The organism is Kribbella endophytica, from assembly GCF_054781295.1.
Window position 1 is genome coordinate 1 of sequence record NZ_BAAGUR010000002.1, and the last position, 25,118, is coordinate 25,118.

The window sequence follows — 25,118 nt, forward strand, 5'->3', positions numbered from 1 at the left end:
TACGCGCCACGCGTCAAGGGCGCCTTCGGCGTCGCTCTGCGATCGAGCAAGCTCGCCCCTGGACCCGCATCGCTCCGGACCTCGGGCGGCAGCTATCGGGACGATCCGGCGGACTGGCCGCGCTTGACACGTAACCGTCAACCAGCGTCAAAGGCTTCCGACAGTCTTTGCATCTGAGCTGCGATGCTATCGCGCATCTCGGACTTCCGCTTGAGAAGGTCAGGCCAGTTCGGATCGGCCGGGCTCGATTTCGTGATGGAAACTTCGAGCTGAGTTTGCAGCTCATATAGCTCCGCCAGAGTGTTCAAATGGAATTTCCGATTGCTTTTCGACTGCTCCGAATTACGAGCATCTTCCTGCTCTTGCTGGGTGGTGCGCGTCTGACGCTCATGCAATGCCCGCGCACGCGCAATGACCGAATGCTCAATGACACCCGACAAAACTGCGCGCATCAGAACGTTAACCGCCAATTGATGCTTTCGGAATGATTGCAAAGTTAAAAGTAGAGCTATCAACATCGGCACAGGAATCAATAGAGTACCTAGGAGGCTATCCCCAGCTAGCGGCGCAATTGCGATGCCTAAAACAAGAAGGGGAGGTGCGACATTTATGCGAAATGTTGCCTCGGATTCAAGCCTATCGTATTCTCCATACATTTCTTGGTTGGCAACTAGGAGCCTCGCACGCAGATCATCCGCCGGTAGCATCTCGTTCCATTCGAGTGCCTTGGATCGTCGGGACGCATCCACACCCTCCAATGCGGTCGATATGAAGTCTTCAAGTTGACCTTCAGTATCCAATCGGCGCGCGCGCACGCCCATAAATGAAAGCCTGCTGAGAAGCTTAGATTCAAAATCGATGGTCAGTATTGCGCCAACTAGAAAAGCAGTGAACGAAACTGCCGCGATTGCGGCGCCCTGCCCCAGGAATTCGTAAGCAGCGATCACCGCTTCCCAGGTGCGTGAATCTGCATTGCTTCCGCGTAGAGCGTAATGGCCAAAGAACAACCAAAGATTGAGCAGCCACAGATATCCCACGGCGAGCGGCGTACGCACGTCTCGCAATCCAGGCAAAAGACTGGCCAGCATGTTTCCCCTTGCAAGAATCTACCCCGAACACCCTGGAAGATTGAGCATACTCGCGAGTCGAGGCCTGCCTCCGAGAACTCGCGGGGCATTACTCATCCAGTCTGACGGCGATGTGTGTCAGATCGTAGAAGGCGGCCAAGTTTCGGCCGGCCGAAGATGCACGGCTGCGAACCAGTCCTCGATCGACCGCCCCGACCGGTAATCAGGGACGTAGACCACTCGTGCTACCCAGACTCCCGAATTGGCTCGCCGCCACTCCAGAATCAATCCGGGCCAGGGACCGCTGTCGGATGCTGTCCGGAGCACCCAGCAGTGTCGAGTGGCCAGCTTCGGCGGCGGTTCCCGAGGGTATCGACGGTTGCTGCCCATGCTGAGAACTATAGAACATGTGTTCGATCCGAGGTTGACTCATACGTGTCAATACGGCCCTGTGGATAACCGCCCCGGATGGGGGCAGCGCTGCGGCATACTCATCGACAGGTCCGGCGCGGCCACCGACCCAGACCCTGGCCTGAGCGCTAGTGAGCATCAGGAGGCGAGGCGTCGGCAGGCCACCGGACCGTCTACGCGGATGGGAGAGATTCGGGAGACGGCGATGCGTAAAAACGCCCCTCAACATGCCGCAACGCGCAGGAACCGGGGGAGGGGCAATCCCTTGTAGGGCAGGGGCTACGCGGACCAGAGCGTAGAGCACGAGGCAGACCCCCGCCCATGGCATGGAAGAGGTCAGGGGTTCGAATCCCCTAAGCTCCACCGCAGGTTAGAGGCCGGTTTCCCTGAAGGGGAACCGGCCTTTTGTATGCCTGAGTGACTAGCTGAGTGACTGACGGTTTGGGCGGCCGCGGGGTCAGTCGTCTGCTTGGGGGAGGTGGGCGGTTGCGTTGAGGGACTCGACGGTTCGGTAGTGGTAGCGGTCGTCTTCATGGAGGGTGGTTATGCCTCCGCTGGTGGAGCGGAAGGAGGCGTAGTTGGCGGACTCCAGGGGGACTCGGAGCCAGGCGGTGATGAGGAAGGTTAGGGCTGTGCCGTGGGTGACGATGATTTGGTGGGGCGTGTTGCGGGCGAGGATTTGGGTTAGGGCTCGGTAGGTGCGGTGGGCTAGGGCGGCGCGGGTTTCGGCGCCTGGGATGCCTTCGTGGTGGTGGAGGCGTTCGCCCTCGGGTGGTGGGTAGATGAAGCGGTCGGTCAGCCATTGCTGGGGTTTGCCGCCGGCTTCGCCGTAGGACTTTTCTCGGAGGTCGGTCATGAGGACTGGGGTTAGGGCGAGCTTCGAGGCGATGGCTTCTGCGGTTTGTAGGGTGCGTTTTAGGTCTGAGGTGTAGAGGTCGGCGGTGGGTGGGACTCGGTCGGCCAGGTGGTTGGCGATGGCGGCGGCTTGGCGGTGGCCTCTTGGGGTGAGGGCTGAGTTGAACTGGCCGCCGACGACTCGGTCCACGTGGTGGGTGGCTTCGGGGTGGGTTACTACGTAGAGGGTTCTCATCGGATGGCCTCGAGGATGGCGTCTACGACCTCGGGCAAGGGGCGGTTGGTGTTGATGATCGTGCCGTGAGGGACGCCTGCTCTGGTGGGGTGGAGGCTGAGGATGAAGGCTTTTTGGGCGTCGTTGCCGCCCCAGTCGTCGGCCTCGCGGAGAGCCAGGCGGTGTTTGAGGGTTTCCAGGTCTACGTCGAGGACGAAGATCTGGTCGAAGAGGTCAAGGAACTGAGAGTGGTTGCGGGAGCCGCCGCAGAAGAAGGCGATCTCCTCGGTATCACTAGCGGCGATCTCGCGGACTTGGGGGACGTTCCAGATGTGGTGTTCGTAGCTGCCGGGGCCTTCGAGGGGTTCGCCCGTTGAAGGATCGCCTTGGTAGGCGAGTTCGTTGTCGCCGTCGATGGCTTGGTAGCCGCGGCGTCGGAGCTCTCGGAGGACCGAGCTCTTACCGGTGCCGGAACCGCCTTCGACCAGGTAGTTTCTCTCCGCCATGCGCCGCATCGTAGCCAGGCAGGGAGTAGGCGTACGACGTAATTAGGCTGAGGACGACCAGCTCAACGCCGTCCTCGATCAGCAGCGCGTCGACGCCGAGCAGTACGCACTGCACCGTCGCCGGTGGCCGCAGCCCGCGCACCGCCGTACTCCGCACGCCACACCCCCCGCTCCCAAGCACAGCATGTCTCGTATAGGGAGGAATGCTGATGTCCTGCGCTACCTCAGCCGGGGAGATTCGGTCGCACGCGACGACCGAGGAGCTACGGATGGTCACCGACGAACAGGCGCCTACACGTTTTCGCGACGCCCTGCGTGGGTTGCCGCCGCGGGTGTGGATCATCAGCCTGGGCATTCTGGTCAACCGCGTGGGCAACTTCCTGCCGGTGTTCATCGTGCTCTACCTGACCGAGCGCGGGCACTCCGCCGGCGCCGCGGGGTTCGTGCTCGGCGTGTCCGGCGTCGGCAACGTGCTGGGCAACGCCGTCGGCGGGTATCTCGCCGACAAGATCGGCCGGCGCTGGACGATCGTCGTGAGCGCCGTGCCGACCGCCGTACTGACAGCCACGGTCCCGTACGTCGGGCCGTTCGCTCTCCTCGTCGCGGTCGTCGGGCTGATCGGGGTGACCTCGCAGATCTATCGGCCTGCGGCGGCAGCGGTGCTGGTCGACGCGGTGACGACGAAGCAGGAACGGCTCGCCGCGTTCTCCGTGTTTCGGTTCGCGATGAATCTCGGCGCGGCCCTGGGCGGTGTCATCGGCGGCGTGCTCGCCACTACGTCGTACGTCGAACTGTTCCTCGGCAATGCCGTCACGTGCCTGCTGTTCGGCGTGGTCGTGGCGGTGCTTCTGAAAGGCGCGCCCCGGGCAGAGCAGCAAGACGAAGAGCATCAACAAGTCGGCTACCGGCAGGCCCTTGCCGATCGCACGCTCGTGCGCTTCCTCGTGATGACGGTCGTCGCCGAGTTCGTGTACATCCAGTGCACCGTTGGGCTTCCGCTGCACGTCACGGACGTCGGCCTGACCGCGCGGGACTTCGGCTTCCTGATCGGACTCAACGGTCTGGTCGTGCTGGCGCTCGAGTTGCCGACCACCGCCGCCGTGTCCCGCTATCGCCCCGAGTACGTACTGGCCATCGGCAACCTTCTCGTCGGCGTCGGGCTCGCGCTGACTGGATTCATGACCGGCATGATCTTGCTGGCGGCAACGGTTCTGGTCTGGACGATCGGCGAGATGATGTACAGCTCCGTCGCGATGGCTCACCTCGGCAGCCTGACGCCGCCGGGCATGGCCGGTCGCTATCAGGGTCTGTACGGCGTCGCGTACACCACCGGCACTGGCGCCGGCCCGTTGATTGGCGGCGCCGTGTACGCGATCGGCCCCTGGGCACTCTGGGCCTTGATCGGGGCAGCGGGTCTGCTCTCGGCACAGCTGGCAATGCCTCGCCGCAAAGTGTCGATCTGAGGAGCAGCCGTTCGACCTGTAGGTGCAGGCGGTCACCGGACCGCCGTACGCCGAAAGGAACGACCGATGTCCACTGCAACGATCGCCACACCTACAACCAAGCTCGGAGCCCTCGCGCTGACCGGCCCGCTCTGGGCCGTCGTCGCGCTCACGCAGGCCGCGACGCGGGATGGCTTCGACCTCACTCGTCACCCGCTCAGCATGCTGTCGACCGGCTCGCTCGGCTGGATCCAGATCACCAACTTCGTCGTCGCCGGGATCCTCGCGATCGTCGGCGCCCGCGGGATCGGTCGCGCGACCGGCAGCAAGTGGGCGCCACGGCTGGTGGCGGCGTACGGCGTGGGCTACGTCCTGGCGGGCGTGTTCGTCCTGGATGGCGGGGACGGTTTCCCGGCGGGTACGGAAACTCCCGCGACGATCAGTTGGCACGCGATCGCGCACCTGCTGGCCGGCACGATCGCGTTCGCCGCGCTGACCGCGGTGCTGTTCGTCCTCGGTCGGTACTTCGCCCACCGCGGCGAAGGGGCCTGGGCCTGGACGGCCCGCGCCGGCGCGGCCGCGGTGATCGTCGCGGACGGCGCTTCGATGGCCGGCGTACCCGCGGCGTCCGCCGTACTGGCGACCGGCGTCATCGCCGCCATGCTGATCCTGTCCCTGATCGCCGCCAAGCTGGGGCGTTCGGCGCCAGGCGTCCAGTACGACGCTTAAGCCCCGAGCCCCGAGCCCCGAGCCCCGAGCCGCGAGCCCCGAGCCGTGTGCCGCGAGCTGCGTGCCGGCGACCCGCGAGCCGCGAGTTCCCTGCCGCGACGCGCGACGCGCGACGCGCGCCCCGCGCCCCGCGACCGGCGCCCCGCGACCGGCGACCGGCGACCCGCGTGCCCGCGAGCTCCGTGCCGGCGACGCGCGAGCCGCGAGTTCCCTGCCGCGACGCGCGACCCGTGACCCATGACCCGCGTGCCGGCGACCCGCGACCTGCGACCGGCGGCCCGCGGCCCGCGTGCTGCGAGCCGCGACCGGCGACCGGCGACCCGCGACCCGCGTTCCGCGAGGCCCAAGCCGCGAGGCATGGGGCAACACCCGCCCGTGGCAAGATCAGTGGGTGCAGATCGTGATGCTCGGGCCGTTCGAGGTGCGGATCGGTGACGGGGTTGTCGCCGACGTACCGGGTGCTCGGCTGCGTGGGCTGCTCATCGCACTGGCGCTGAGGCCGGGGCAGGTGGTTCCAAAGGCGACGCTGGTCGACTGGATCTGGGGTGAGAGTCCGCCGGCGGATGCTGCGAACGCCTTGCAGCGTTTGGTTTCGCGGCTGCGTAAGGCGCTCCCGGACGGCGCGGTCGAGGGGCATCCGGAGGGCTACCGGCTGGTTGTCGAGCCGGATGCGGTCGACGCGGTCAGGTTCGAGCGGTTGGTCAGCCAGGCGCGGCAGGATCCGCGGCTGCTGGGTGAGGCGCTTGGGCTGTGGCGCGGCGAGGCCATGCAGGACATCGGGCTGCAGGACAGTACGGCGTACGACGCGGCGATCAGCCGGCTCGACGGGCTGCGGTTGTCGGCCATGGAGGACCGGTACGACGCGCAGAGCGGCGCCGAACTGGTACCGGAACTGACCGACCTCGTCGCCGCCAACCCTGTGCGCGAGCGCCTCGTCGCTGCGCTGATGCGGTCGCTCGCCGCGGCCGGGCGGAACGCCGAGGCGCTCCAGGTGTTCGAGCGGACGCGGCAGGCCCTCGGCGATGAACTGGGGGTTGATCCGTCGCCGGAGTTGTCCGCGGTGCACGTCGCGCTGCTGCGCGGTGAGATGGGGCGGAAGCCGGATGAGCGCAAGACCAACCTGCGGGCGGAGCTGACAAGCTTCGTCGGGAAGGAGTCGGACCTCGCCAAGGTCCGCGAGTTGGTCGCCGGGCATCGGCTGACCACGCTGGTTGGGCCGGGTGGTGCGGGGAAGACCCGGCTGGCCTCAGAGACCGCGAGAACGCTGCTCGCCGCGGGCGGCGACGTCATCGGGGGCGACGTCACCGGTCGCGGCGGCAGCACCGGCGTTCCGTCGTACGGCGGAAGCAGCGACGACACAGGTCGCGGCGGCACCGGCGGCGACGGCACCGGTCGCGGCGGCAGCACCGGCGTTCCGCCGTACGGCGGAAGCAGCGCTGGCACCGGCGTTCCGTCGTACGGCGGAAGCGGCGATCTCCCCGACGGCGTCTGGATGGTCGAGCTCGCCCCGATCAGCCCCGACAGCGACGTCGCCCAGGCCACGCTCGCCGCCGTCGGTCTGCGCGACGGCTTGCTCGGCGACCCGGCCGACCTCGACCCGACCGACCGGTTCGTCAACGCCTTCCGCGACCGTGAAGCGCTCCTCATCCTCGACAACTGCGAGCACGTGATCGAGTCGGCCGCAGCCTTCGCCCACCGGGTCCTCGGCGAGTGCCCCCGGCTGCGCATCATCGCGACCAGCAGGGAGTCGCTCGGCATCACCGGCGAAGCCTTGTGGCGAGTCTTACCGCTGACCCTGCCGCCGAACACAGCGGACGCAGACGAGATCGAGGCCTCCGCCGCAGTAAGACTGCTGCGCGACCGGGCAGGTGCCGTCGGCAAGGACCTCGACGACGCACAGACCATGGCCCGCGTCTGCCGAGCCCTCGACGGCATGCCCCTGGCGATCGAGCTCGCCGCGGCCCGGTTGCGCACGATGTCGCTCGACCAGCTCGCCGACCGCCTCGACGACATCTTCCGCCTACTGACGGGCGGCAGCCGTACGGCGCTGCCGCGGCAGAGAACGCTCAGAGCAGTGATCGACTGGAGCTGGGAGCTGCTCAGCGACGCCGAACGGACCGTCCTGCGCAGGCTCTCGATCTTCTCCGGCGGCGCGAGCCTGGAGGCCGCCGAGCGAGTCTGCAGCACCGAAGCCGAAGGCACCGAAGCCGAAGGCAACGAAGGCAGCGAAGGCGCCGAAAGCAACGAACGCACCGAAAGCGCCGAAGGCAACCAACCAGTCGAGTCGTGGCAGGTCCTGGAGTTGCTGACGGCACTCACCGAGAAGTCACTGATCGTTGCCGACGGCGACAAGTACCGGCTGCTCGGCACGATCCGGGAGTACGGCGTCCAGCGGCTCGCCGAGGCCGGCGAATCGACCACCGCACGGCTCGCGCATCTCGCCTACTTCACCGATCTCGCGGAGACCGCCGAGCCGTACCTTCGCCGTACCGAGCAGGTGGAGTGGCTCGCGACGCTCGCGGCGGACCACGACAACATCAGCGCCGCGATGCGCGGGGCGATCGCCGCCGGCGAGGCGCAGAGCGCGATGCGGCTCGCGGCCGCGGCCGGTCTGTACTGGTGGCTCAGCGGGAACAAGGCCGAGGGCAACGAGTTGGTCATGGCCGCCACCCGGACGCCCGGCGAGGTCACCGACGACATCAAAGCGATGGTGTACGTCATCGTCGTGACGTTCCTCAACAGCGGTCCCGGCGACGAGCACCACGCCGAGGAGTGGATCCACGAGGCGTACCGGATCAGTCAGCGCACGCAGCTCGCCAACCCGGTCCTGGCACTGATCGCGCCGCTCGAACACATGCTGACGGCGCCCGGCGACATCCTGTCCGCGTGGGAGCCGATGCTCGGCAGCGAGGATCCGTGGGTGCGCGCGATGGGCCGGCTGCAGCTGGGCAAGATGCGCGGCGTGCTCGGCCACGGTGGGTTCGAGGCCGACGCGCAGCTCGAACTGGCGGTCACCGAGTTCCGCGCCATCGGCGAGCGGTTCGGGATCTCGTTCGCGATCACCGAGCTGGCCGAGCGGATCTCGACCAGGGGCGAGTTCGAGCGCGCTTGCGGGTACTACGACGAAGCCGTTGCCGTCATCACCGAACTCGGGTCGTTCGACGACGCGATCCGGATGCGCTCGCGCCAGGCCCAGCTGTACTGGTTGCTCGGCGACACCGAGGCGAGCACCAAAACGTTGGCCGAAGCCCAGCAGTACGCGGACCGGGTCAACTGGCCCGGATCGCTGGCCCTGCTGGCGTTGTCGAAGGCGGAGCTCGCGCGGTGGGCCGGGGATGCCGACGAGGCGCAGAAGCAGATCCGACTTCTGACCTCCCTGCTCGGTGACGAAGCGAAGCAGCCGCACGTCAGCGCGACGACCGAGACGCTGCTCGCCTACCTCGCCGAAGACCTCGGCGAGGCTCGCGACCATCTGACAGCCGCCTGTCAGGCAGCGACCGCGACCGGCCATGCGCCTGTCATCGCCGGAGTTCTCGTCGGGCTGGCGAACTTCGCGTTGCGCCGCGACCAGGACGAGCTCGCCGTACAGTTGCTCGCGGCAAGTACCGCCGTACGGGGGCTGCCGGACCGGTCGTTGCCGGACGAGGCGCGGATCGAGCAGACGCTGCGAAGCCGCCTCAGCGACGTACGGTACGCCGAGGCGGCTCAGGCAGGCCGGGAAGCCAGCTGGGATCAGCTGTTCGCGATCATGCTCGCTTCTTGAACGTCGCCGACGCCCACAGGTAACCGACCAGCGCGATCCCGAGGCACCAGGCCAGCGCGGTCAGCGCGTCGCCCATCTGCGGGTTGCCGTTCAGGAATCCGCGCAGCGTCTCGATGATCGGCGTGAACGGCTGGTACTGCGCGAACTGCTTGATGCCCGGGCCCATCTTGTCGGCCGGCACGATCGCGCTGCTGAAGAACGGCAGCATGATCAGCGGTACGGCGGCGAACGCGGCCGTCTCCGGCGACTTCGCGGCCAGCCCGAGGGCGACGGTCAGCCACGCGGTCGCGAAACCGAGCAGCAGGACCAGGCCGATCACGCCGAGCCAGTCGAGGAAACCCGCCGACGGGCTGAAGCCGAGCAGGAAGGCGACCCCGACCAGCGCCGCGATCGCGATCACGTTCGTCAGCACGCTGGCCACTACCTTGCCGGTCAGGACGGCGTGCCGGGGAACGTCCATCACCTTGAACCGGTTGATGATGCCCTTGGTCATGTCGGCGTTCACCGCGACCGCCGTACCGCCGAGTCCGTAGCAGATGGCCAGCAGCATCATGCCGGGCGTCGCGTAGTCGATGTAGTCGACCCCGACGCTGAACGCGTCGCCGAGCACGTACACGAACATGAACAGCATGATCACCGGCATCAGCACGGCGTTGAAGACCGAGGTCGGGTTCCGGGCGACGTGTCGGAAGTCGCGCTGCAGCATGACGAGTGAGTGGGACTTGGCGCTCATGATGCGACTACCTCCGTGGTGTGGCCGGTGAGGGCGAGGAACACGTCGTCGAGATCGGGGGTGTGGACCGAGAACTCCTCGGCGCTCAGCTCGTACTCGTCGAGCCGGTCGAGCACGCCGCGCAGCGACTTGGTGCCGCCGTCGCTCGGGACCTTGAGGGCGAGTGCCTCGTCGTCGCGGGTGGAGTCGGGGAACAGCAGCGCCGCCGCGTCGAGCTCGGCCGGGCTGGTGAACCGCAGCCGGACGTGCGTGCCGGGGAGCTGACGCTTGAGCTCGTCCGGGGTGCCCTCGGCAACGAGTCGGCCCTGGTCCAGTACGGCGATGCGGTCGGCGAGCTGGTCGGCCTCGTCGAGGTACTGGGTGGTGAGGAAGACGGTCACGCCGTCGGCGACGAGCTCGCGGATGATCGTCCACATCGTGCGCCGGCTCCGCGGGTCGAGGCCGGTCGTCGGCTCGTCCAGGAAGATGATCTGCGGGTTCCCGACCAGCGTCATCGCCAGGTCGAGCTTGCGGCTCATGCCGCCGGAGTACGTCGAGACCGGCTTGTCCGCGGACCCGGTCAGGTCGAACCGATCGAGCAGCTCGTCGACGACCTTGCCGCCGACCGGGCGGGTGCTCAGGTCGACCATCAGTTGCAGGTTCTCGCGGCCGGTCAGCAGTTCGTCGACCGCCGCGAACTGACCGGTCACGCCGATCGCGGCGCGGACCGCCTTGGCGTCGCTCTGTACGTCGTACCCGGCAACCCGCGCCGTACCGCCGTCGGCCTGGATCAACGTCGTCAGCACGTTCACCGTCGTCGTCTTGCCCGCGCCGTTCGGCCCGAGTAGCGAGAAGATCGACCCGGCCGGCACCTCCAGATCGATGCCGTCCAGCACGACCTTGTCCTTGAACGCTTTCCGCAGGCCCGAGACCGCGATCGCTGTGCTTGTCATGCGACCAGCTTCGGCGCGGGCGCTGACACGGCCCCGCCACGGTCCTGACACGATCTAGGATCCGGTGTCATGGCGACCCGGCTGGTGCAGATCTCGGTGAAGGCTCAGGACAAGTCCGCGCTCGGGCGGTTCTGGGCGGAGGCGCTCGGCTGGAAGGTCACCGACGAGCCGGACGAGACGAACGTCGAACCGAAGGGCCTCGAGTACCCGGACGCGAGCGCCGTCTACATCGACGTGCTCGCGGTGCCGGCGCCCAAGACGGTGAAGAACCGGGTTCACCTCGATCTCGCCTCCACCTCCGTGGAGCACCAGGCCGAACTGGTCGCGCGGCTTCAGGGGCTCGGGGCGACGCCCGCGGACATCGGTCAGGGTGACGTCCCGTGGACCGTGCTGGCCGACCCGGAGGGCAACGAGTTCTGCGTGCTGGAGCCCCGGGAGATCTACCGCGACACCGGGCCGATGGCCGCGGTGGTGGTCGACTGCGTGGATCCCCGGGCGATGGCCCAGTTCTGGGGCGAGGCGATGGACTGGGTGGTGCACGAGGTGACGGACGACGTCGCGTCGCTGCGCTCGGCCCGGGGCGTCGGGCCGTACTTGGAGTTCCTGCGGGTGGACGACGCGAAGAGCGGACTGAACCGCATCCACGTGGACCTTCGCCCGTACGCCGGAGACGACCACGCCGCCGAGGCAGACCGGCTGCGGGGGCTTGGTGCCACCGACCTGGACATCGGCCAGGGCGACGTCGGCTGGACGGTCTTCGCCGACCCGGAGGGGAACGAGTTCTGCCTGCTCACGCCGTTGGGCAACCGCTGAACTCCCGCTGGCCCGGCGCGGAACCGGGACTGCTGCTCGGGCCGGGCGCTGCTGTCAGGAGGCAGCTTCCTGGCGGCGGACGATTTCGTTGATCCAGGCGGGGGCGTACGGCGACGTGCAGCCGGGCGGTGTCGGGTAGTCCTTGAGGACCTCGAGGCGTTCGCCGATCTTCAGCGCTCGAGGCCGGAGCGTCGGGTGGTCGATGCCGATCTGGGCGAGGCAGTGGTTCATCGCCCACTGGAGCCGGGTGGGCGCGTTCTTCATGTCCGACTCGATGGTGTCGAGCAGGGCCGGGAGGTCGAGGACGTCGGGGTTCTTGGTGACGCGCTCGGTGGTGAGCGCCCAGCCGGCGCTCGCGACGATCGGGTCCGGGTCGGCGAACCAGGTCCGGCGCAGCTCCTCGGCGTACGGGTTCTTCTTGACGACGTAGTTGACCAGCCAGTCGTGCGTCTTGGGGCTGATCGGCTCGCGGATCATCGCGTCGAGCTCGTCCCGCTCGAACGCCTTCGGCCGGCAGATCAGCAGCGCGAGCAATCTGGCGGAGGGCTCGCCGGTCTTCCAGAGGTCGCGGGCGAGCTCCTGCTGCGTCTTCAGCCGCTTGGCGACCGCGCGCAGCTTGGTGAGATTCACCCCGTGATCGTCCCCGTGCCTCTCGTTGACCTCGCGAATCTTCGGGTCTTCGAGCGCAGCCAGCTCGGCCAGGATCTCGGCGGTTTCAGTCACCTCGGCAACGCTACTGTTCGGCGGCTTTGGACTCCAGTACGGCGTACAGGAGGTGGGAGGGGCCGCCGCGGCCCCTCTCCACTCACAGGTCGAACGGCGCGCGCACCGATCGACAGCATGCCAAAAGTTTCTCAGCTGGTCAGTACGACGAGTTGCTGCGTCGCGCGGGTCATCGCGACGTACCGGTCGACCGCGCCCTCGATGCCCTCGCCGAACGACTCCGGATCGACCAGTACGACGAGGTCGAACTCGAGGCCCTTGGCAAGGATCGGCGTCAGCGACCGGACCCGTGAAGTCCCCTCGAAGGTCGGATCCCCGATGACGCAGGCCACGGAATCGGGGTGCTCCGCCACCCACTCCTCGATGATCCGGTCCCGCGACGCGACGTTGCCGTGGACAACGGGCAGGCCGCTGTCGCGGATCGAGGTCGGCACGTTCGCGTCGGGCAGGACGGCGCGGATCACCGGCTCGGCCTCGGTCATGATCTCCGACGGTGTGCGGTAGTTGACGGTCAGCCCGGCCAGCTCGACGCGGTCCAGGCCGACACGGTGCAGCCGCTCCTCCCAGGTCTCGGTGAAACCGTGGCGGGCCTGGGCGCGGTCGCCGACGATGGTGAAGCTGCGGGACGGGTTGCGCAGCAGGAGCATCTGCCACTCGGCGTCGGTCAGTTCCTGCGCCTCGTCCACGACGATGTGCGCGAACGGCCCGGCCAGCTCGTCGGGGTCGGGCGTGGGCAGTGCGCCCTCGTCGATCAGCGCGTCCTGGAGGTCGCCGTGGACCAGGCTCTGCACGAGCCCTTCACCGTCGTCGGCCGCGCGGAGGCGGTCGATCACCTCGGACATCCGCTCGCGTTCCGCGGCGGCGACGGCGCGCTGGCGCCGCTTCCGCCGGGACGACTCCGGGTCGCCGAGCCGTTGCCGGGCGGCGTCGAGCAGCGGCAGGTCGGAGACGGTCCACGCGTACGGATCGTCGCGCTGGAGCAGCCGGACCTCGTCGGGCTCCAGCCAAGGAGCGCAGCGGCGCAGGTACGCCGGTACGGACCACAGATCCGCGACCAGGTCGGTCGGCTCGAGCAGCGGCCAGGCCCGGTCGAAGGTGTCGCGCAGCGTCTCGTTCCGCTGCAGCGACCGGCGGACCTGGTCGAGCGAGATCTCCTCGTCGTCCTCGTCGAGCTTGTCCAGGAGGATCGTGAGCAGCTCCTCCCAGGCCAGGTCGCGGCCCTCGTTGTGCGGCGTACCGGCGTCGACCGATCCGAAGGCCTCGGCCCAGTCGCTGACGCTGAGGCGAAGATCGGCCCAGTCGGTCTCGACGACCAGCGGCTTGGTCGGCGGCTCCTCGTACAGCGCGGCCGCCGGCTCGATCGCCTCGACCATCTGGGCCGTGGACTTCAGGCGCAGGACTGCGGGATCGATTTCCGGACCTGCCGTCGTCCCTTCGGGCAGCAAGTCCCGCAGGGTGCAGGTCTGGACGCCTTCCTCACCGAGGCTGGGCAGTACGTCGGAGACGTAGGCCAGGTACGGCTGGTGAGGGCCGATGAACAGTACGCCGCCCCGCCGTTGCTCGAGCCGCGGATCCGAGTAGAGCAAGTACGCCGACCGGTGCAGCGCGACGACGGTCTTGCCGGTACCGGGACCGCCGTCGACGACGAGCGCCCCGCGCGAGCTCGCGCGGATGATCGCGTCCTGGTCGGACTGGATCGTGCCCAGGACGTCGCGCATCCGGTCGGAGCGGTTGCTGCCGAGGCTCGCGATGAACGCCGACTGGTCGTCGAGCGCGGCCGCGTGCCCCTCGAAGCCTTCGGAGGTGAACACCTCGTCCCAGTAGTCGCTGATCTTGCCGCGGGTCCAGCGGTACCGGCGGCGGAACACGAGATCCATCGGCTTCGCGTGCGTCGCGCCGAAGAACGGCTCGGCGGCGGGGGAGCGCCAGTCGATCAGCAGCCGGCGTCCGTCGGTGTCGGTCAGGCCGAGCCGGCCGACGTACACGGGTTCGCCGTCGGTGCCGACCATCTGACCGAGGCACAGGTCGAGGCCGAACCGGCGTAGGGTCCGCAGGCGCGAGGTCAGCCGATGGATCTCCAGGTCGCGATCCAGAGCCTCCTGGCCCGTGCCGCCCGGGGACTTGCGGATCTCTTCCAGGCGCTCGGACAGGTCGGAGATCGACTTGTCGAGGCTGGCCGCGATCGCCGCGAAGTGCTGCTCGTCGCGCCCGATCAGCGCCGGGTCGTTCTTGGCGGGGTGGCCGGCGAGGTCGAAGGCGCTGGTCGTTCCCACAGACATGGGGCTCCGTTTCGTCCGAAAACTGGTTCGGTCGATGATTGTGAGCTATGAAGTGGGCCTTGCGGCAAGTCCCCCTGTGCGCTATAAGTTAGTTGTGGCAAGGAAAACATTTCCTTGCCGCTTTTTTGTGCCCGGTGTGTGATGGGCAGCGTGAGCGACCACGGATACCTGCTCGACAACCAGCAGACCGAGGCCGGACGGCGGTTCGAGGCTCTCTCGGAGCTGCTCGACCCGGTGACGTTCCGGCACCTTGCGGCGACCGGCCTGACGACCGGCTGGAGCTGCTGGGAGGTCGGGTCCGGCGGGCCCGGCGTACCGGACTGGCTCGCGGCGCAGGTCGGGCCGTCGGGGCGGGTCGTTGCCACGGACATCGATACGGCGTGGATGCCGAGCGATGCGCCGTACGACGTACTGCGGCACGACGTCGGGGCTGACGCGCCGCCGGGGGAGTTCGATCTGATTCACGCGCGGCTGGTGCTGACGCATGTGCCGCAGCGGGCCGAGGCGCTGGCCGCGATGGTCGGGGCGTTGAAGCCCGGTGGGTGGCTTGTGCTGGAGGACGCGGATCCGGCGTTGCAGCCGTTGATCTGCCCGGACGAGTTCGGGCCGGCGCAGGAGTTGGCCAATCGGTTGCGGCGCGGGTTTCGGAGCTTGATGGCGGAGCGTGGGGCGGAGCTCGCTTTCGGGCGGACACTGCCGAGGTTGTTGCGCGAGGCCGGGCTGGTCGACGTACAGGCTGATGCGTTCTTCCCGATCACCTCGCCGGCGTGTACGACGCTGGAGATCGCTACCGTGCAACAGATTCGGGACCGGTTGGTTGCCGCAGGCCTCGCGACTGAGGAGGAGATCGCGGAGCATCTGGGAAATGTTGCCTCGGGCAAGCTTGATCTCGCGACGGCGCCGCTGATCTCGGCGTGGGGACGGCGGGGATAGAGTCGCGAGCATGGCGACCGACGTACGTGACGACCTGGCTCCCACCGGCGTGCTCCGCGCGTCGATCAACCTCGGCAACCCGGTGCTCGCGCAGGGCACGCCCGAGCAGCCGGGCGGCGTGACCGTCGACATCGCCCGGGAGCTCGCGCGCCGGCTGGAGGTGCCGGTCGAGTTCGTCTGCTTCCACGCCGCGAAACAGTCCTTCGAGGCGCTGACCGACGGGCGTGCGGACCTGGGTTTCCTCGCGATCGAACCGGCGCGTGCCGACCAGGTCGCCTTCACGCCGCCGTACGTGATCATCGAGGGGGTGTACGTCGTTCCTGCCGACTCCGCGATCACCGGTCCCGCCGAGGTCGATCGGCCGGGCGTCAGGGTCGGTGTGAAGGAGGGCTCGGCGTACGACCTCTTCCTGACCCGCACCCTCCAGCACGCGACGATCGTCCGCGGAGCCGAAGGCGTCGATCTCTTCCACGCCGAGTCCCTCGACGCCGGCGCAGGCATTCGGAAGCCGGTCGAGGAGTTCGTCGCCCGCACTCCTGGCACGCGCGTGGTCCAGGAACGGTTCATGGAGATCCGCCAGGCGGTCTGCACGCCCAAGCGCCACGCGGACACGACCATCTGGCTCGGCGACCAGGTCGAGCAGCTGAAGGCGAGCGGCTTCGTCGCCGAGTCCCTGAAGCGCTCCGGCCGTCTCGATGCCGCGGTGGCCCCGCCTGCGCGCTGACCTCACCCGAAGTTCTTGGCGCTCTACCGCCGGGCAGTAGCCAGTGCGATGTGCTTGCGCACCGGGAAGTAGCCGTCGGCCGCGATCTTGTCGTCCACCAGGCGCCGTACGGCGTCCTCCTCGGCGGCAGCGAGCGCGATCTCGCTCAAGCTGTTCAGATAGGCAACCACCGGGTCGGCCGACGGCAGCCGCAGCTCGTCCGGATACCGCTCGAGCGCCACCTCCCCGAAATGTTCGGCCACCAGACCTTCGACGGTTTCGGCCACGACGTCGTTCATCACCAGCCCGCGCAGCAACTCGGGCCGCCCGATCGCCGGCCCGAGCTCCCGCAGCTCAGCCAGGTGGTCGGACCCGTTGACCGCAGCCACCAACCGCCCACCACCCCGCAGCACCCGCGCGAACTCCGCCAACGCCGCCGACGGATCGTCCAGGTGGTAGAGCATGTGGTTCGCGATCACCAGATCGAAGCTCGCATCTGCGAACGGCAGGTGCGCAGCATCGGCCCGCCGTACGACGGCGCCAGGCACTCGCCGCAGCTCCTCGCACATGGCGGCCGATGCGTCCGTCAACGTCAACCGAGCATCACCAGCAGGAACCTCACCCCACAACTTCCCGGTCCCCGCGCCTACCTCCAGCACGTCCCCGCGCGGCTCCAGCCGCTCACCCAACCAACCGAACCAGCCCTGCGGATTGGTGCTGAACTCATGCACAGCCATCCGGGCCTTCAAGCGATCAGCAGAACCGGCGTACTGAACAGCAGCGTGAGCGGAAGGCGTCGTCATCCCGCCATCCAAACACCCGGCAGGTGTCAGGTGGTCGCGATCTCGAGCAGGGCGGCGTAGTCGCCGCGGTCCGCCTCGCGGAGAGCCGACAGGTATCGCAAGCGGGCTTCGGCGACAGGCAGGCCGCTGCGTGCGCCCCACGAGAGCTGCGTGCCGAGGGCGGCTGCCAGCGCGCCGGCAGCGAGGCGGGCGTGGCGGCCGTTGCCGTTGACGAATGGGTGGATGAAGACCAGCAGGTGGTGGAAGCGCGTGCCGATCTCCGACGCCGGGTAGGTCTGGTGCTCCACCCAGTACGACGTGTCGCCGAGCAGGATCTGCAGGCGTTCCGGGATCTGGGCCGGCGCGACGCCGATCGTCGTCTCGCGTCGCCGGGGTTGGCCGGCCCAGCTCCACACCTCGCCGAACATTCGCCGATGCAGCTCTCGCAGGAACGACTGGCTCAGCAGCTCGGCCGTGGTGATCGTCTGGTCGCCCAGCCACAGCAGTGCGTCGGTGATGTTGTCGGCTTCGGCGTCGTTCAGCTCGGCGCGGGTGGTGATCCCGGCGTACGCCGGTGTCAGGTACTGCGCGTCGTCGGCGTCGACCGGTGTCTGGCCGTCCTCGTCACCGCCGAGTGGATGCGGGCTCACGCCGCCTGGTTGCGCACGCGATGGCCGACGATCTTGCGCAGGATGCGCTGGAAGCCTTCGTCGGTCACCGGCTGGGCTTCGAGCGACATCGTCCAGGCGATCTGCTGGGCCTTCGCGACGTCCTGCTGGGTGACCTGCTCGTCGGCGGTGACCAGTGAGATGCCGATCACCGACAGCACGTGGAGGACCTTGTCGGCCTCGAGTCGCGGCGCACCGTTCTCGAGGCGGCTGAGCCATTCGCGGGAGACGCCTGCCTCGGCGGCCAGCGCGGCCTGCGACTGGTGCCGTCCCTTGCGCTCGGCCCGTACGGCGGCGCCAAGTTGCTGCATTCCGCCGATCGCCATCCGATCCTCCTCGCGCAGTCATGGTGTGGCAGTACTGTCACAGCTTACGTGTGTGACGGTACCGCCACAAGTCAGCCCGTACGGCGGAGGAGGTGGCGGCCGGGGGTGCGGGTGTAGAAAGCCAGGGGCCCTTCCGAGGGCAGTTCGGAAGGGCCCCTGGAGCTCGGGATCAGCCCGGGAACTTCAGCCGGACGATGTAGTTGTCGATCGTGGTCGGCGACCCGCCGTTCATGTCGTTGTTCGTCGAGGTCAGCCACAGGGCGCCGTCGGGCGTCTTGGTGATGCTGCGCAGCCGTCCCCAGCGACCCGAGAACAGCGCCTGCGGGGTCCCCACACCGTTGCCTGCGGCATTGATCTGGGTGACCCACAGCTGTCGCCCGGTGACGCCGGCGACGTAGATCCAGTCGTTGACGATCTCCACGCCGCTCGGTCCTGCCTGCGACGTCGACCAGGTGCGCTTCGGCGCGATGTACCCGCCGCAGTCGCCGATCGTCCCCTCGCAGGCGGGCCAGCCGTAGTTGCCGCCCTTCTGCACGAGGTTCAGCTCGTCCTGGCTGTTCTCACCGAACTCCGCCGCCCACAGTTGCCCGCGCGAGTCCCACGCGAGCCCTTGCGGGTTGCGGAACCCGAGGCCCCAGACGTAGCGCGCGTTGCCGCCGTCGCTGACGAACGGGTTGTCGCTCGGCGCCGTACCGTCGGGGTTGATCCGCAGGATCTTGCCGTTCAGCGACCCGCGGTTCTGCGAGTTGCCGGAGTTCTTCGCGTCACCGACCGCGGCGTACAGCTTGCCGTCCGGACCGAACCGGATCCGGCCGCCGTTGTGGTACCGGTTCTTCGCCAGCCCGGTGAGCACCGGCTCGGACGTCGTTCCCAGTACGCCGTTCTCGTACTTCATCCGCACGATCCGGTTGTCGTTCGCGGCCGTGTGGTAGAGGTACACCCAGTGGTCGGTGCTGAAGTTCGGCGACAGCGCGAGGCCGAGCAGGCCGCCCTCGCCGGTCGTCGTGACCGCACCAGGGACCTTGCCCAGCGTGGTCTTCTGCCCGGTCGACGAGACCAGCAGTAGCTCGAACCGGTCCCGCTCGGTGACCAGCGCCGAACCCGATCCGTCCGGCAGGAACGCGACGCTCCAGCCGAGGTCGACCCGCGCGATGTCCCGCTCGTACTCCGGAATGCCACCGGTTCCACCACCGCTGGTCCGCACGGTCACCGCGTTGCTCGGCCCGGACGCGTTGCCGTCGGGATCGCGCGCCTTCACGGTGAACATGTACGCCGTGTTGGCGCTCAGGTTCGTCACCGTCGCGGTCAGCGATCCCGTGCTGGAGACCAGCGTGCTGCCCTGGTACACGTCGTACCCGGCAACGCTTCCGCTGTTGTCGGTCGACGCGTTCCACGCCAGCGAGACGCTGTTCGCCGTGGCGCCCGTCGAGCGCAGATTGCCCGGAACAGTTGGCGGCTGGGTGTCGCCACTGACCGGCGTGGTGAACGTGACCACGTTGCTCTGCTGCGACGCGTTGCCCGCGGCATCGAAAGCACCGACCGAGATGTCGTACGCCGTGTTGGAGGTCAGCGTGTCGACGGTCGCGGTCAGCGTGTTCGCGTCGACCACCTTGAGCACGTTGCCGCCGCGGTTGATCTCGTACCGGACCACGCCGACGTTGTCGCTCGCGGCCGACCAGCTGAAGGTCGCGGCGTTCGACTTGATGTTGCTGACGGCAAGGTTGCTCGGCGCGGACGGCGGCTGGGTATCGTCGCTGGTGGGGTTGACCGTCAGCTTGTCGGCGTTCGGGCCGCCGTCGGCGGTCGTCGCGCGAGCGCGGATCTTGTTGCTTCCGGCCACCAACGACAGTCGGACCGTCTTGGTCTGCCAGGTGGTCCACGCGCCGGTGCCGGGGAAGGTGATCCCGACCGCGCCGGCGACGCCGTTGACGGTGAAGTCGAGCGGGCGGGCGGCCGCCGTACCGTTGGCGTACCGCAGGGTGACGTCGGCCGGGCCGGTGGTGGGGGACTGGACGGTCCACTCGACGTAGCTGCCGACCAGGTTGTCGAAGTTGACGAACCCGCGACCGGTGAAGCCGGCGTGGTTCGACTCGACCAGGCCTTGCGAGATCAGTGCGTCCTCGGCCTGGTAGTCGGTGGGCGCCGCCGCGGCGGGTGGAGCGGCTAGGGCCAGCGTCACGGCGAGGGCGGTCAGACCCGCCAGCGCCGTACGCCGGGCAGAACGAAGTCTCATCGGGCGGTCTCCTGACTTCCTGGGGCGGGAGGAGCAGCAGCAGCCAACGCTGATAGGCAGGAATGTTTCCTAACTATCAGCGTTGATCACACCACCGTCGGCAAACCGCTGTCAAGACGTCGGGAATGCGCCTGCCGGGCTCAGTCCGAGCGCACCACCGCGCCGATCACGTCGTTGAACGCCTCGGTCGAGGACGGGTGGGTGAAGATCGAGCTCTGCAGCGCGCTCGCCGTCACGCCCTGGCGCATCGCCAGCGCGACCACGTTGATCAGCTCCTGCGCATCGACGCTGAGCAGCGCCGCGCCGAGGATCTGGTCGGTGTCCAGGTCGATCACGAACTTCATCGCGCCCCGGGTCTCCTCGACGATGTACGCGCGCGGCATCGCGACGATGTCGGCGACAGGCTGGTACCCGACCTTGATCCGGTGCCCGGCCGCACGGGCCGCCTTCTCGGTCAGCCCGACGGTCGCCAGCGGCGGCGACATGAACAGCGTCTGCGGTACGGCGACCCGGTCGGTCGTGGTCCGCTTGCCCTCGCCGATCAGCTGGTCGAGCACGATCCGGCTGTCGTCGAGCGAGATGTAGGTGAACTGCGGCCCGCCGTTGACGTCACCGAGCGCGAAGATGTGCGGCTGCGCCGTCCGCAGGTGCTCGTCGACCTCGACCGCGCCGCTCGCCGTCGTACGGACGCCGGCGTTGTCCAGCTGCAGCGCCGCTGTCGCCGGCTGCCGCCCGGTCGCGGAGAGGATCGCGTCCGCGGTCACAGTGTGTTCACGGCCGTCCTTGAAGTAGACGACGGTGTCCGAGTCGCGGATCTCCAGCACCCGTGCACCGGGAACGATCCGCACGCCCTCGTCGGTCAGGATCTGCTCGGCGACCGCCGCGATGTCGTCGTCCTCCCGGCCGAGGATCCGCGGCGACGCCTCGAGCACGGTCACCTGCGACCCGAACCGCCGGTAGATCGAGGCGAACTCGATGCCCAGGTAGCCGCCGCCGATCACCACCAGGCGGTCAGGCAGGTGCGTGGTGTGGACCAGGTCGACGTTCGTCATCGTCAACGGGCTGTCCCGCAGGCCCGGGATGTCCGGGATCACCGGCTCGGAGCCGGTGTTGATCAGGATCGTCTCGCCGCGCACCTCGATCCGGCCGGCGCCGGTCTCGACCGCGACCGTGTGCGGATCGACGAACGACGCCTCGCCGGTGATCAGGGTGGTCGTCTCCGCGCCGTCCAGGGCCTCGAAGTTGCCGGCCCGGAACGCCGACGTGATCGCCTGGACCTCGCCGACCGCGCGCTCGAACCACTCCTGCGGCGGATCGTTCGTCCGACGCTTGCCCGAGCGGTGCACGAGGGCCTTGGTCGGGACGCAGCCGACGTTCGGGCAGGTGCCGCCGTACATCTGGTCGGACCGCTCGATCAGGACGACGCGGCGCCCGAGGCGGCCCAGCGTGCCGGCGGCGATCTTGCCGCCCTTGCCGAAGCCGATCACCACGACGTCGGCCTGGAGCAGGTTCTCTGAGGTCATAGCCGTAGTGTCGGTCGGTACGCTTGAGACGTACCAGTCGATCCCAACTCAGATTTCGGTCGTATCGTCTCATGGACACCATCAGTCACCTGCTCGAGCTGGCCGACCTGCAGGCCACCCTCGACAAGCGCTGCCTGCTCGCCGCGGCGACCGAGATGAAGGTTCCGGCGTACGGCGCAACGGACGCGACGTTCCATCTGCTGCTGGACGGCGAGTGCACGTTCGAGACCCCGTCGGGCTCGTTCCCCTTGCGGGCCGGGGAAGCGGTGATCCTGCCGGGGAGCCCGCCGCACTTCGTCCGGACGAACACGAGGTCTTCGCGGCAAGCGACTGAACTCGACTCGTCACCACCTGACAAGTACCGACCACCGATCGAGAGCCGGTACTTGATAGGTGGTGACGGGAGTCGACCTGTCGAGCCGCTGCATGGCGTTGTCGACACCCCAGGACCGGCGTTCGGGACCTTGCGGAGTCAGTACGGCGGGGAGCCGGTCATCGATCTGTTCTGCGGGTACTACACGCCGGGATCGGCGTCGGGCGTGATGCTGTTCCGCAGCCTGCCGGACCCGCTGATCGTGTCGGTGGCGGACGACGAGGCCGCGATCCGCGCGCTGTGCACGATGATGCGGAGCGAAGCGAGTAACCCGGGGCCCGGAGCAGGCGCGATCCTGACCAGCCTGTGCGAGGCCTTGCTCGCGATGATCCTGCGCCGGTCGGCGGGGGAGTTGACGCCCGGGCCGCTGTGGACGGCGGTCGAGGACCCGCGGATCGCGGACACGATCGACGCCGTACTGCGGGAGCCCGGCGCGGACTGGTCGGTCGAGCGGCTCGCGCAGGTGGCGGCGATGTCGAGGGCCACCTTCGTCCGGCACTTCGGCAAGCACACCGGTACGACGGTGAACGGGCTGGTCACCCAGATCCGGATGATGGTCGCCGCCGACCTGCTCGGCCGCGACGAGCTGACCGTGGCGACGGTCGCGGCCAAGGTCGGCTACCAGTCGGAGTCGGCGTTCAGCCGGGCCTTTCGGCAGGCCAGCGGCAGTACGCCGGGCCGGTTCCGCCGGCTCCCGGCTGGCGGGCTGGATGGTATCCGGTATACCATTGGCCACTGATCGAAAAGCTACACTAACCGCAGAGCAAGTGGAGGGGAGTATTCCCCCGAGTCCGTCCGGACCGTGTCGCATCACGCCGTACGGACTCGCAACGGCAGTGTCGTCATCACGGAAGGCCCGGGCGGCCGACCCGGTGCTGCCGGTCCGGGTGTGAGCGTACGCCCGGGCGGAAGAGACCTCCGGACCAGGTGCTGTCTGTCGTCGTCCGGAGGAACCGTCATGGTCTCTGTCATGTCCCCTGCCGTCTGGGTGCTCACGATCGTCGGGTTGCTGGCGATCGTCGCCTTCGACCTGATCGTGATCGCGCGCCGCAAACACACCGTCACGATCAAGGACGCCACCCGGTGGGTGCTGTTCTACATCGGTCTGGCGGCGCTGTTCGCGATCGGCCTGTTCGTCTTCAGCCCCGGCGCGAGCGGCGGCGAGTTCGTCGCCGGCTACATCACCGAGTACAGCCTGAGCGTCGACAACCTGTTCGTCTTCGTGATCATCATGGCCCGGTTCGCGGTGCCGTCACTGGCCCAGGACAAGGTGCTCTACATCGGCATCGTGGTCTCGATGCTGCTCCGCGCGGTCTTCATCCTGGCCGGCGCGGCCGCGATCTCGGCGGCCAGCTGGGTGTTCTACATCTTCGGCGCGTTCCTGGTCTACACCGCGGTCAGGCTGGCGATCGAAGGGGAGAACGACGAGGAGGACTTCCAGGAGAACGTCGTCATCCGCGGGATGCGCAAGATCCTCCCGCTGACCCACGACTACGACGGCAGCAAGCTGGTCACCCGCGTCGACGGCCGCCGGATGCTCACCCCGCTGGTGATCGTGATCTCCGCGATCGGGATGGCGAACGTGATCTTCGCGCTCGACTCGATCCCGGCCATCTTCGGCCTCACCCAGGACGCCTACATCGTGCTGACCGCGAACGCGTTCGCGCTGATGGGCCTGCGCCAGCTGTACTTCCTGATCGGCGGCCTGCTGGAGCGGGTGATCTACCTGAACGTCGGCCTGTCGGTGATCCTCGCGTTCATCGGCGTCAAGCTGATCATCGAGGCGCTGCACGGCTCGCACATCGACGACATCGGCGCGATCCACCTGCCGCACATCGGCATCGCCACCTCGCTCGGCTTCATCGCCGGCACGCTGTTCGTCACCACGGTCGCCAGCCTGGTGAAGTCCGGGTACGACCGGCGCCGGGTCGAGGCCGAGGCGGACTGACCTCCAACAGGGCGACGTGCTCGTCGGCGCTTCGCGCAAAAGGCATTGTTTTTCGCCTGTGATTCACCCGGTTGATCCCCCTACGCAGGGGTACCATCGAAAGTGCCTGGCCCGGCCGTTCCCCCGTGATGGTCGGGTCAGGTCTTTGTCCGGACGAGACCTGCCACGGCGAGGCCCGAGGGACCGATGAACACGACAGAGCCCATCGCCGGGTGGTCGCGATTTCTCGCCGAGTGGGGAGTCGATCCGGCGCTCGCGCGCTCGGAACCGCTGACCGGCGGTCTGATCAACGAGAACGTCCTGCTGACCGAGGGCGACCGGCGGTACGTCGTACGGACCTACCAGCGGACGAAGGAACCGGACGACATCGAGTACGAGCTCCTCGCGGTCGAGTTCCTGCGGGCCGCTGGCTTCCCGACCGCCGGGCCGGTGCGCTCGCTGTCGGGTGCTTTGTCCGGCGAGATCGGTGGACGGCCGGCGGCCGTCTTCGAGTACGTCGACGGAAGCCGGGCGCCGTCGCGCAGTGGTGGCTTCGGCTCGTTCGACCTGGCGCTGGGATGCGAGATCGCCGGCGCGGTCGCGCGGATGCACCGCCTGACCTGGGACCTGCAGCTGCCGGTACGACGCGCTGAACGGGCCGATCCGCTGCGCAGGGTCGAGGAGTTTCTGGAGACCGTCCAGGGGTGGCACGGCCGGGAACTCGTTCCTGGGCTGGAGGAGCTCGTCAGCGGACTGGCCGAGGTGTCCTCGTGGGTGCGCTCGGTTCTGGAGAGTGAGAAGGAGATTCCTTCCGGGCTGGTGCACGCGGACGTCACCGAGACGAACGTCCTGGTGGATCGCGACGGACACCTGCTGGCGCTGCTCGACTTCGACGACTGCCTGGACTCCTACCGTCTGTACGACCTCTGCTCGGTGGTGTCGTCGTGGGGTCTGGACGACGAACGACGGCTGGACGTCGAGCGAGCTGCGCAGCTGATCTCGGCGTACACGGAAGCGAGGCCGGTCACGCAGGCTGAGCAGCAGGTGCTGCCGGGGTTGTTGACGGTCTACGTCGCCGCCGGGGGGTTGTGAGTTCCTCACCGGGGTCTGGGAACGCAAGGCCTTCGTCGACGGGGTGAGCGACAGTTTCGCGGCGACGACCTTCTTGTCGCTGCTCGGGGAC

At 68.1% G+C, this 25,118-nt stretch carries 21 protein-coding genes; 9 read left to right on the top strand and 12 right to left on the bottom strand.

The features are described 5' to 3' along the window. Positions 1-137: 137 nt before the first annotated feature. From ACYVIO_RS18640 to ACYVIO_RS18650, 3 genes are all read right to left on the bottom strand, one after another. Complete coding sequence (locus ACYVIO_RS18640) at positions 138-1,088, bottom strand: hypothetical protein (protein WP_460652094.1); 951 nt, start codon at positions 1,086-1,088, stop codon at positions 138-140. Positions 1,089-1,935: 847 nt separating this feature from the next. Continuing rightward, complete coding sequence (locus ACYVIO_RS18645; RefSeq protein WP_460652095.1) at positions 1,936-2,568, bottom strand: histidine phosphatase family protein; 633 nt, start codon at positions 2,566-2,568, stop codon at positions 1,936-1,938. Further along, positions 2,565-3,053, bottom strand: coding sequence for a nucleoside kinase (locus ACYVIO_RS18650; protein WP_460652096.1), 489 nt, complete (start codon positions 3,051-3,053; stop codon positions 2,565-2,567). The genes ACYVIO_RS18645 and ACYVIO_RS18650 overlap by 4 nt, the downstream gene beginning before the upstream one ends. Positions 3,054-3,322: 269 nt before the next feature. On the opposite strand from ACYVIO_RS18650, the gene ACYVIO_RS18655 reads away from it, so the two are divergent. The 3 genes from ACYVIO_RS18655 to ACYVIO_RS18665 all read left to right on the top strand — a co-directional run bounded on the left by ACYVIO_RS18655 (position 3,323) and on the right by ACYVIO_RS18665 (position 8,987). Further along, positions 3,323-4,516 (top strand): MDR family MFS transporter, encoded by a 1,194-nt coding sequence (locus tag ACYVIO_RS18655; protein ID WP_460652097.1) that lies wholly within the window; start codon positions 3,323-3,325, stop codon positions 4,514-4,516. A gap of 66 nt (positions 4,517-4,582) precedes the next feature. After that, entirely contained in the window at positions 4,583-5,224 is a 642-nt protein-coding gene (locus ACYVIO_RS18660; protein ID WP_460652098.1) for a DUF998 domain-containing protein, read from the top strand. Positions 5,225-5,615: 391 nt separating this feature from the next. Beyond that, a complete protein-coding gene (locus tag ACYVIO_RS18665) occupies positions 5,616-8,987 on the top strand; it encodes a BTAD domain-containing putative transcriptional regulator (RefSeq protein WP_460652099.1) in 3,372 nt (1,123 codons plus the stop codon). On the opposite strand, the gene ACYVIO_RS18670 is transcribed toward ACYVIO_RS18665, so the two are convergent. Together ACYVIO_RS18670 and ACYVIO_RS18675 are read right to left on the bottom strand one after the other, a co-directional pair. Further along, positions 8,971-9,720, bottom strand: coding sequence for an ABC transporter permease (locus ACYVIO_RS18670; RefSeq protein ID WP_460652100.1), 750 nt, complete (start codon positions 9,718-9,720; stop codon positions 8,971-8,973). The two genes, ACYVIO_RS18665 and ACYVIO_RS18670, sit on opposite strands and share 17 nt — an antisense overlap. Continuing rightward, the gene (locus ACYVIO_RS18675) at positions 9,717-10,652 is read right to left on the bottom strand and encodes an ATP-binding cassette domain-containing protein (RefSeq protein ID WP_460652101.1); all 936 of its coding nucleotides are present in this window, start codon (positions 10,650-10,652) and stop codon (positions 9,717-9,719) included. Before ACYVIO_RS18675 ends, ACYVIO_RS18670 begins: the two co-directional genes overlap by 4 nt. Positions 10,653-10,721: 69 nt before the next feature. On the opposite strand from ACYVIO_RS18675, the gene ACYVIO_RS18680 reads away from it, so the two are divergent. After that, positions 10,722-11,465, top strand: a complete 744-nt coding sequence (locus ACYVIO_RS18680) for a VOC family protein (RefSeq protein ID WP_460652102.1) — start codon at positions 10,722-10,724, stop codon at positions 11,463-11,465. A gap of 54 nt (positions 11,466-11,519) precedes the next feature. On the opposite strand, the gene ACYVIO_RS18685 is transcribed toward ACYVIO_RS18680, so the two are convergent. Together ACYVIO_RS18685 and helR are read right to left on the bottom strand one after the other, a co-directional pair. Continuing rightward, on the bottom strand, positions 11,520-12,188 hold the full coding sequence (locus tag ACYVIO_RS18685; protein WP_460652103.1) for a DNA alkylation repair protein: 669 nt from the start codon (positions 12,186-12,188) through the stop codon (positions 11,520-11,522). 131 nt (positions 12,189-12,319) lie between these two features. Then, positions 12,320-14,467, bottom strand: a complete 2,148-nt coding sequence (gene helR, locus ACYVIO_RS18690) for an RNA polymerase recycling motor ATPase HelR (protein ID WP_460652104.1) — start codon at positions 14,465-14,467, stop codon at positions 12,320-12,322. Positions 14,468-14,617: 150 nt separating this feature from the next. Between helR and ACYVIO_RS18695 the strand changes: the two genes are divergently transcribed. Beyond that, on the top strand, positions 14,618-15,400 hold the full coding sequence (locus ACYVIO_RS18695; protein ID WP_460652105.1) for a methyltransferase domain-containing protein: 783 nt from the start codon (positions 14,618-14,620) through the stop codon (positions 15,398-15,400). Between the two features lie 10 nt (positions 15,401-15,410). Continuing rightward, positions 15,411-16,124 carry a transporter substrate-binding domain-containing protein gene (locus ACYVIO_RS18700; protein WP_460652106.1) on the top strand — a complete coding sequence of 238 codons (714 nt, stop codon included), beginning with the start codon at positions 15,411-15,413 and terminating at the stop codon, positions 16,122-16,124. A gap of 23 nt (positions 16,125-16,147) precedes the next feature. On the opposite strand, the gene ACYVIO_RS18705 is transcribed toward ACYVIO_RS18700, so the two are convergent. The 5 genes from ACYVIO_RS18705 to ACYVIO_RS18725 form a co-directional block, all read right to left on the bottom strand. Next, positions 16,148-16,906 (bottom strand): class I SAM-dependent methyltransferase, encoded by a 759-nt coding sequence (locus ACYVIO_RS18705; RefSeq protein ID WP_460652107.1) that lies wholly within the window; start codon positions 16,904-16,906, stop codon positions 16,148-16,150. 26 nt (positions 16,907-16,932) lie between these two features. Further along, positions 16,933-17,535 carry a mobile mystery protein B gene (locus ACYVIO_RS18710; protein WP_460652108.1) on the bottom strand — a complete coding sequence of 201 codons (603 nt, stop codon included), beginning with the start codon at positions 17,533-17,535 and terminating at the stop codon, positions 16,933-16,935. Further along, entirely contained in the window at positions 17,532-17,879 is a 348-nt protein-coding gene (locus ACYVIO_RS18715) for a helix-turn-helix domain-containing protein (protein WP_460652109.1), read from the bottom strand. The genes ACYVIO_RS18710 and ACYVIO_RS18715 overlap by 4 nt, the downstream gene beginning before the upstream one ends. A gap of 169 nt (positions 17,880-18,048) precedes the next feature. Beyond that, positions 18,049-20,112 (bottom strand): PQQ-dependent sugar dehydrogenase, encoded by a 2,064-nt coding sequence (locus tag ACYVIO_RS18720; RefSeq protein ID WP_460652110.1) that lies wholly within the window; start codon positions 20,110-20,112, stop codon positions 18,049-18,051. 140 nt (positions 20,113-20,252) lie between these two features. After that, entirely contained in the window at positions 20,253-21,635 is a 1,383-nt protein-coding gene (locus tag ACYVIO_RS18725; protein ID WP_460652111.1) for an FAD-dependent oxidoreductase, read from the bottom strand. Positions 21,636-21,706: 71 nt separating this feature from the next. On the opposite strand from ACYVIO_RS18725, the gene ACYVIO_RS18730 reads away from it, so the two are divergent. The 3 genes from ACYVIO_RS18730 to ACYVIO_RS18740 all read left to right on the top strand — a co-directional run bounded on the left by ACYVIO_RS18730 (position 21,707) and on the right by ACYVIO_RS18740 (position 25,027). Next, the gene (locus ACYVIO_RS18730) at positions 21,707-22,747 is read left to right on the top strand and encodes an AraC family transcriptional regulator (protein ID WP_460652112.1); all 1,041 of its coding nucleotides are present in this window, start codon (positions 21,707-21,709) and stop codon (positions 22,745-22,747) included. Positions 22,748-22,978: 231 nt separating this feature from the next. Further along, positions 22,979-23,956, top strand: coding sequence for a TerC/Alx family metal homeostasis membrane protein (locus ACYVIO_RS18735; protein ID WP_460652113.1), 978 nt, complete (start codon positions 22,979-22,981; stop codon positions 23,954-23,956). 186 nt (positions 23,957-24,142) lie between these two features. After that, positions 24,143-25,027, top strand: a complete 885-nt coding sequence (locus ACYVIO_RS18740) for a phosphotransferase (protein ID WP_460652114.1) — start codon at positions 24,143-24,145, stop codon at positions 25,025-25,027. Positions 25,028-25,118: the final 91 nt, after the last annotated feature.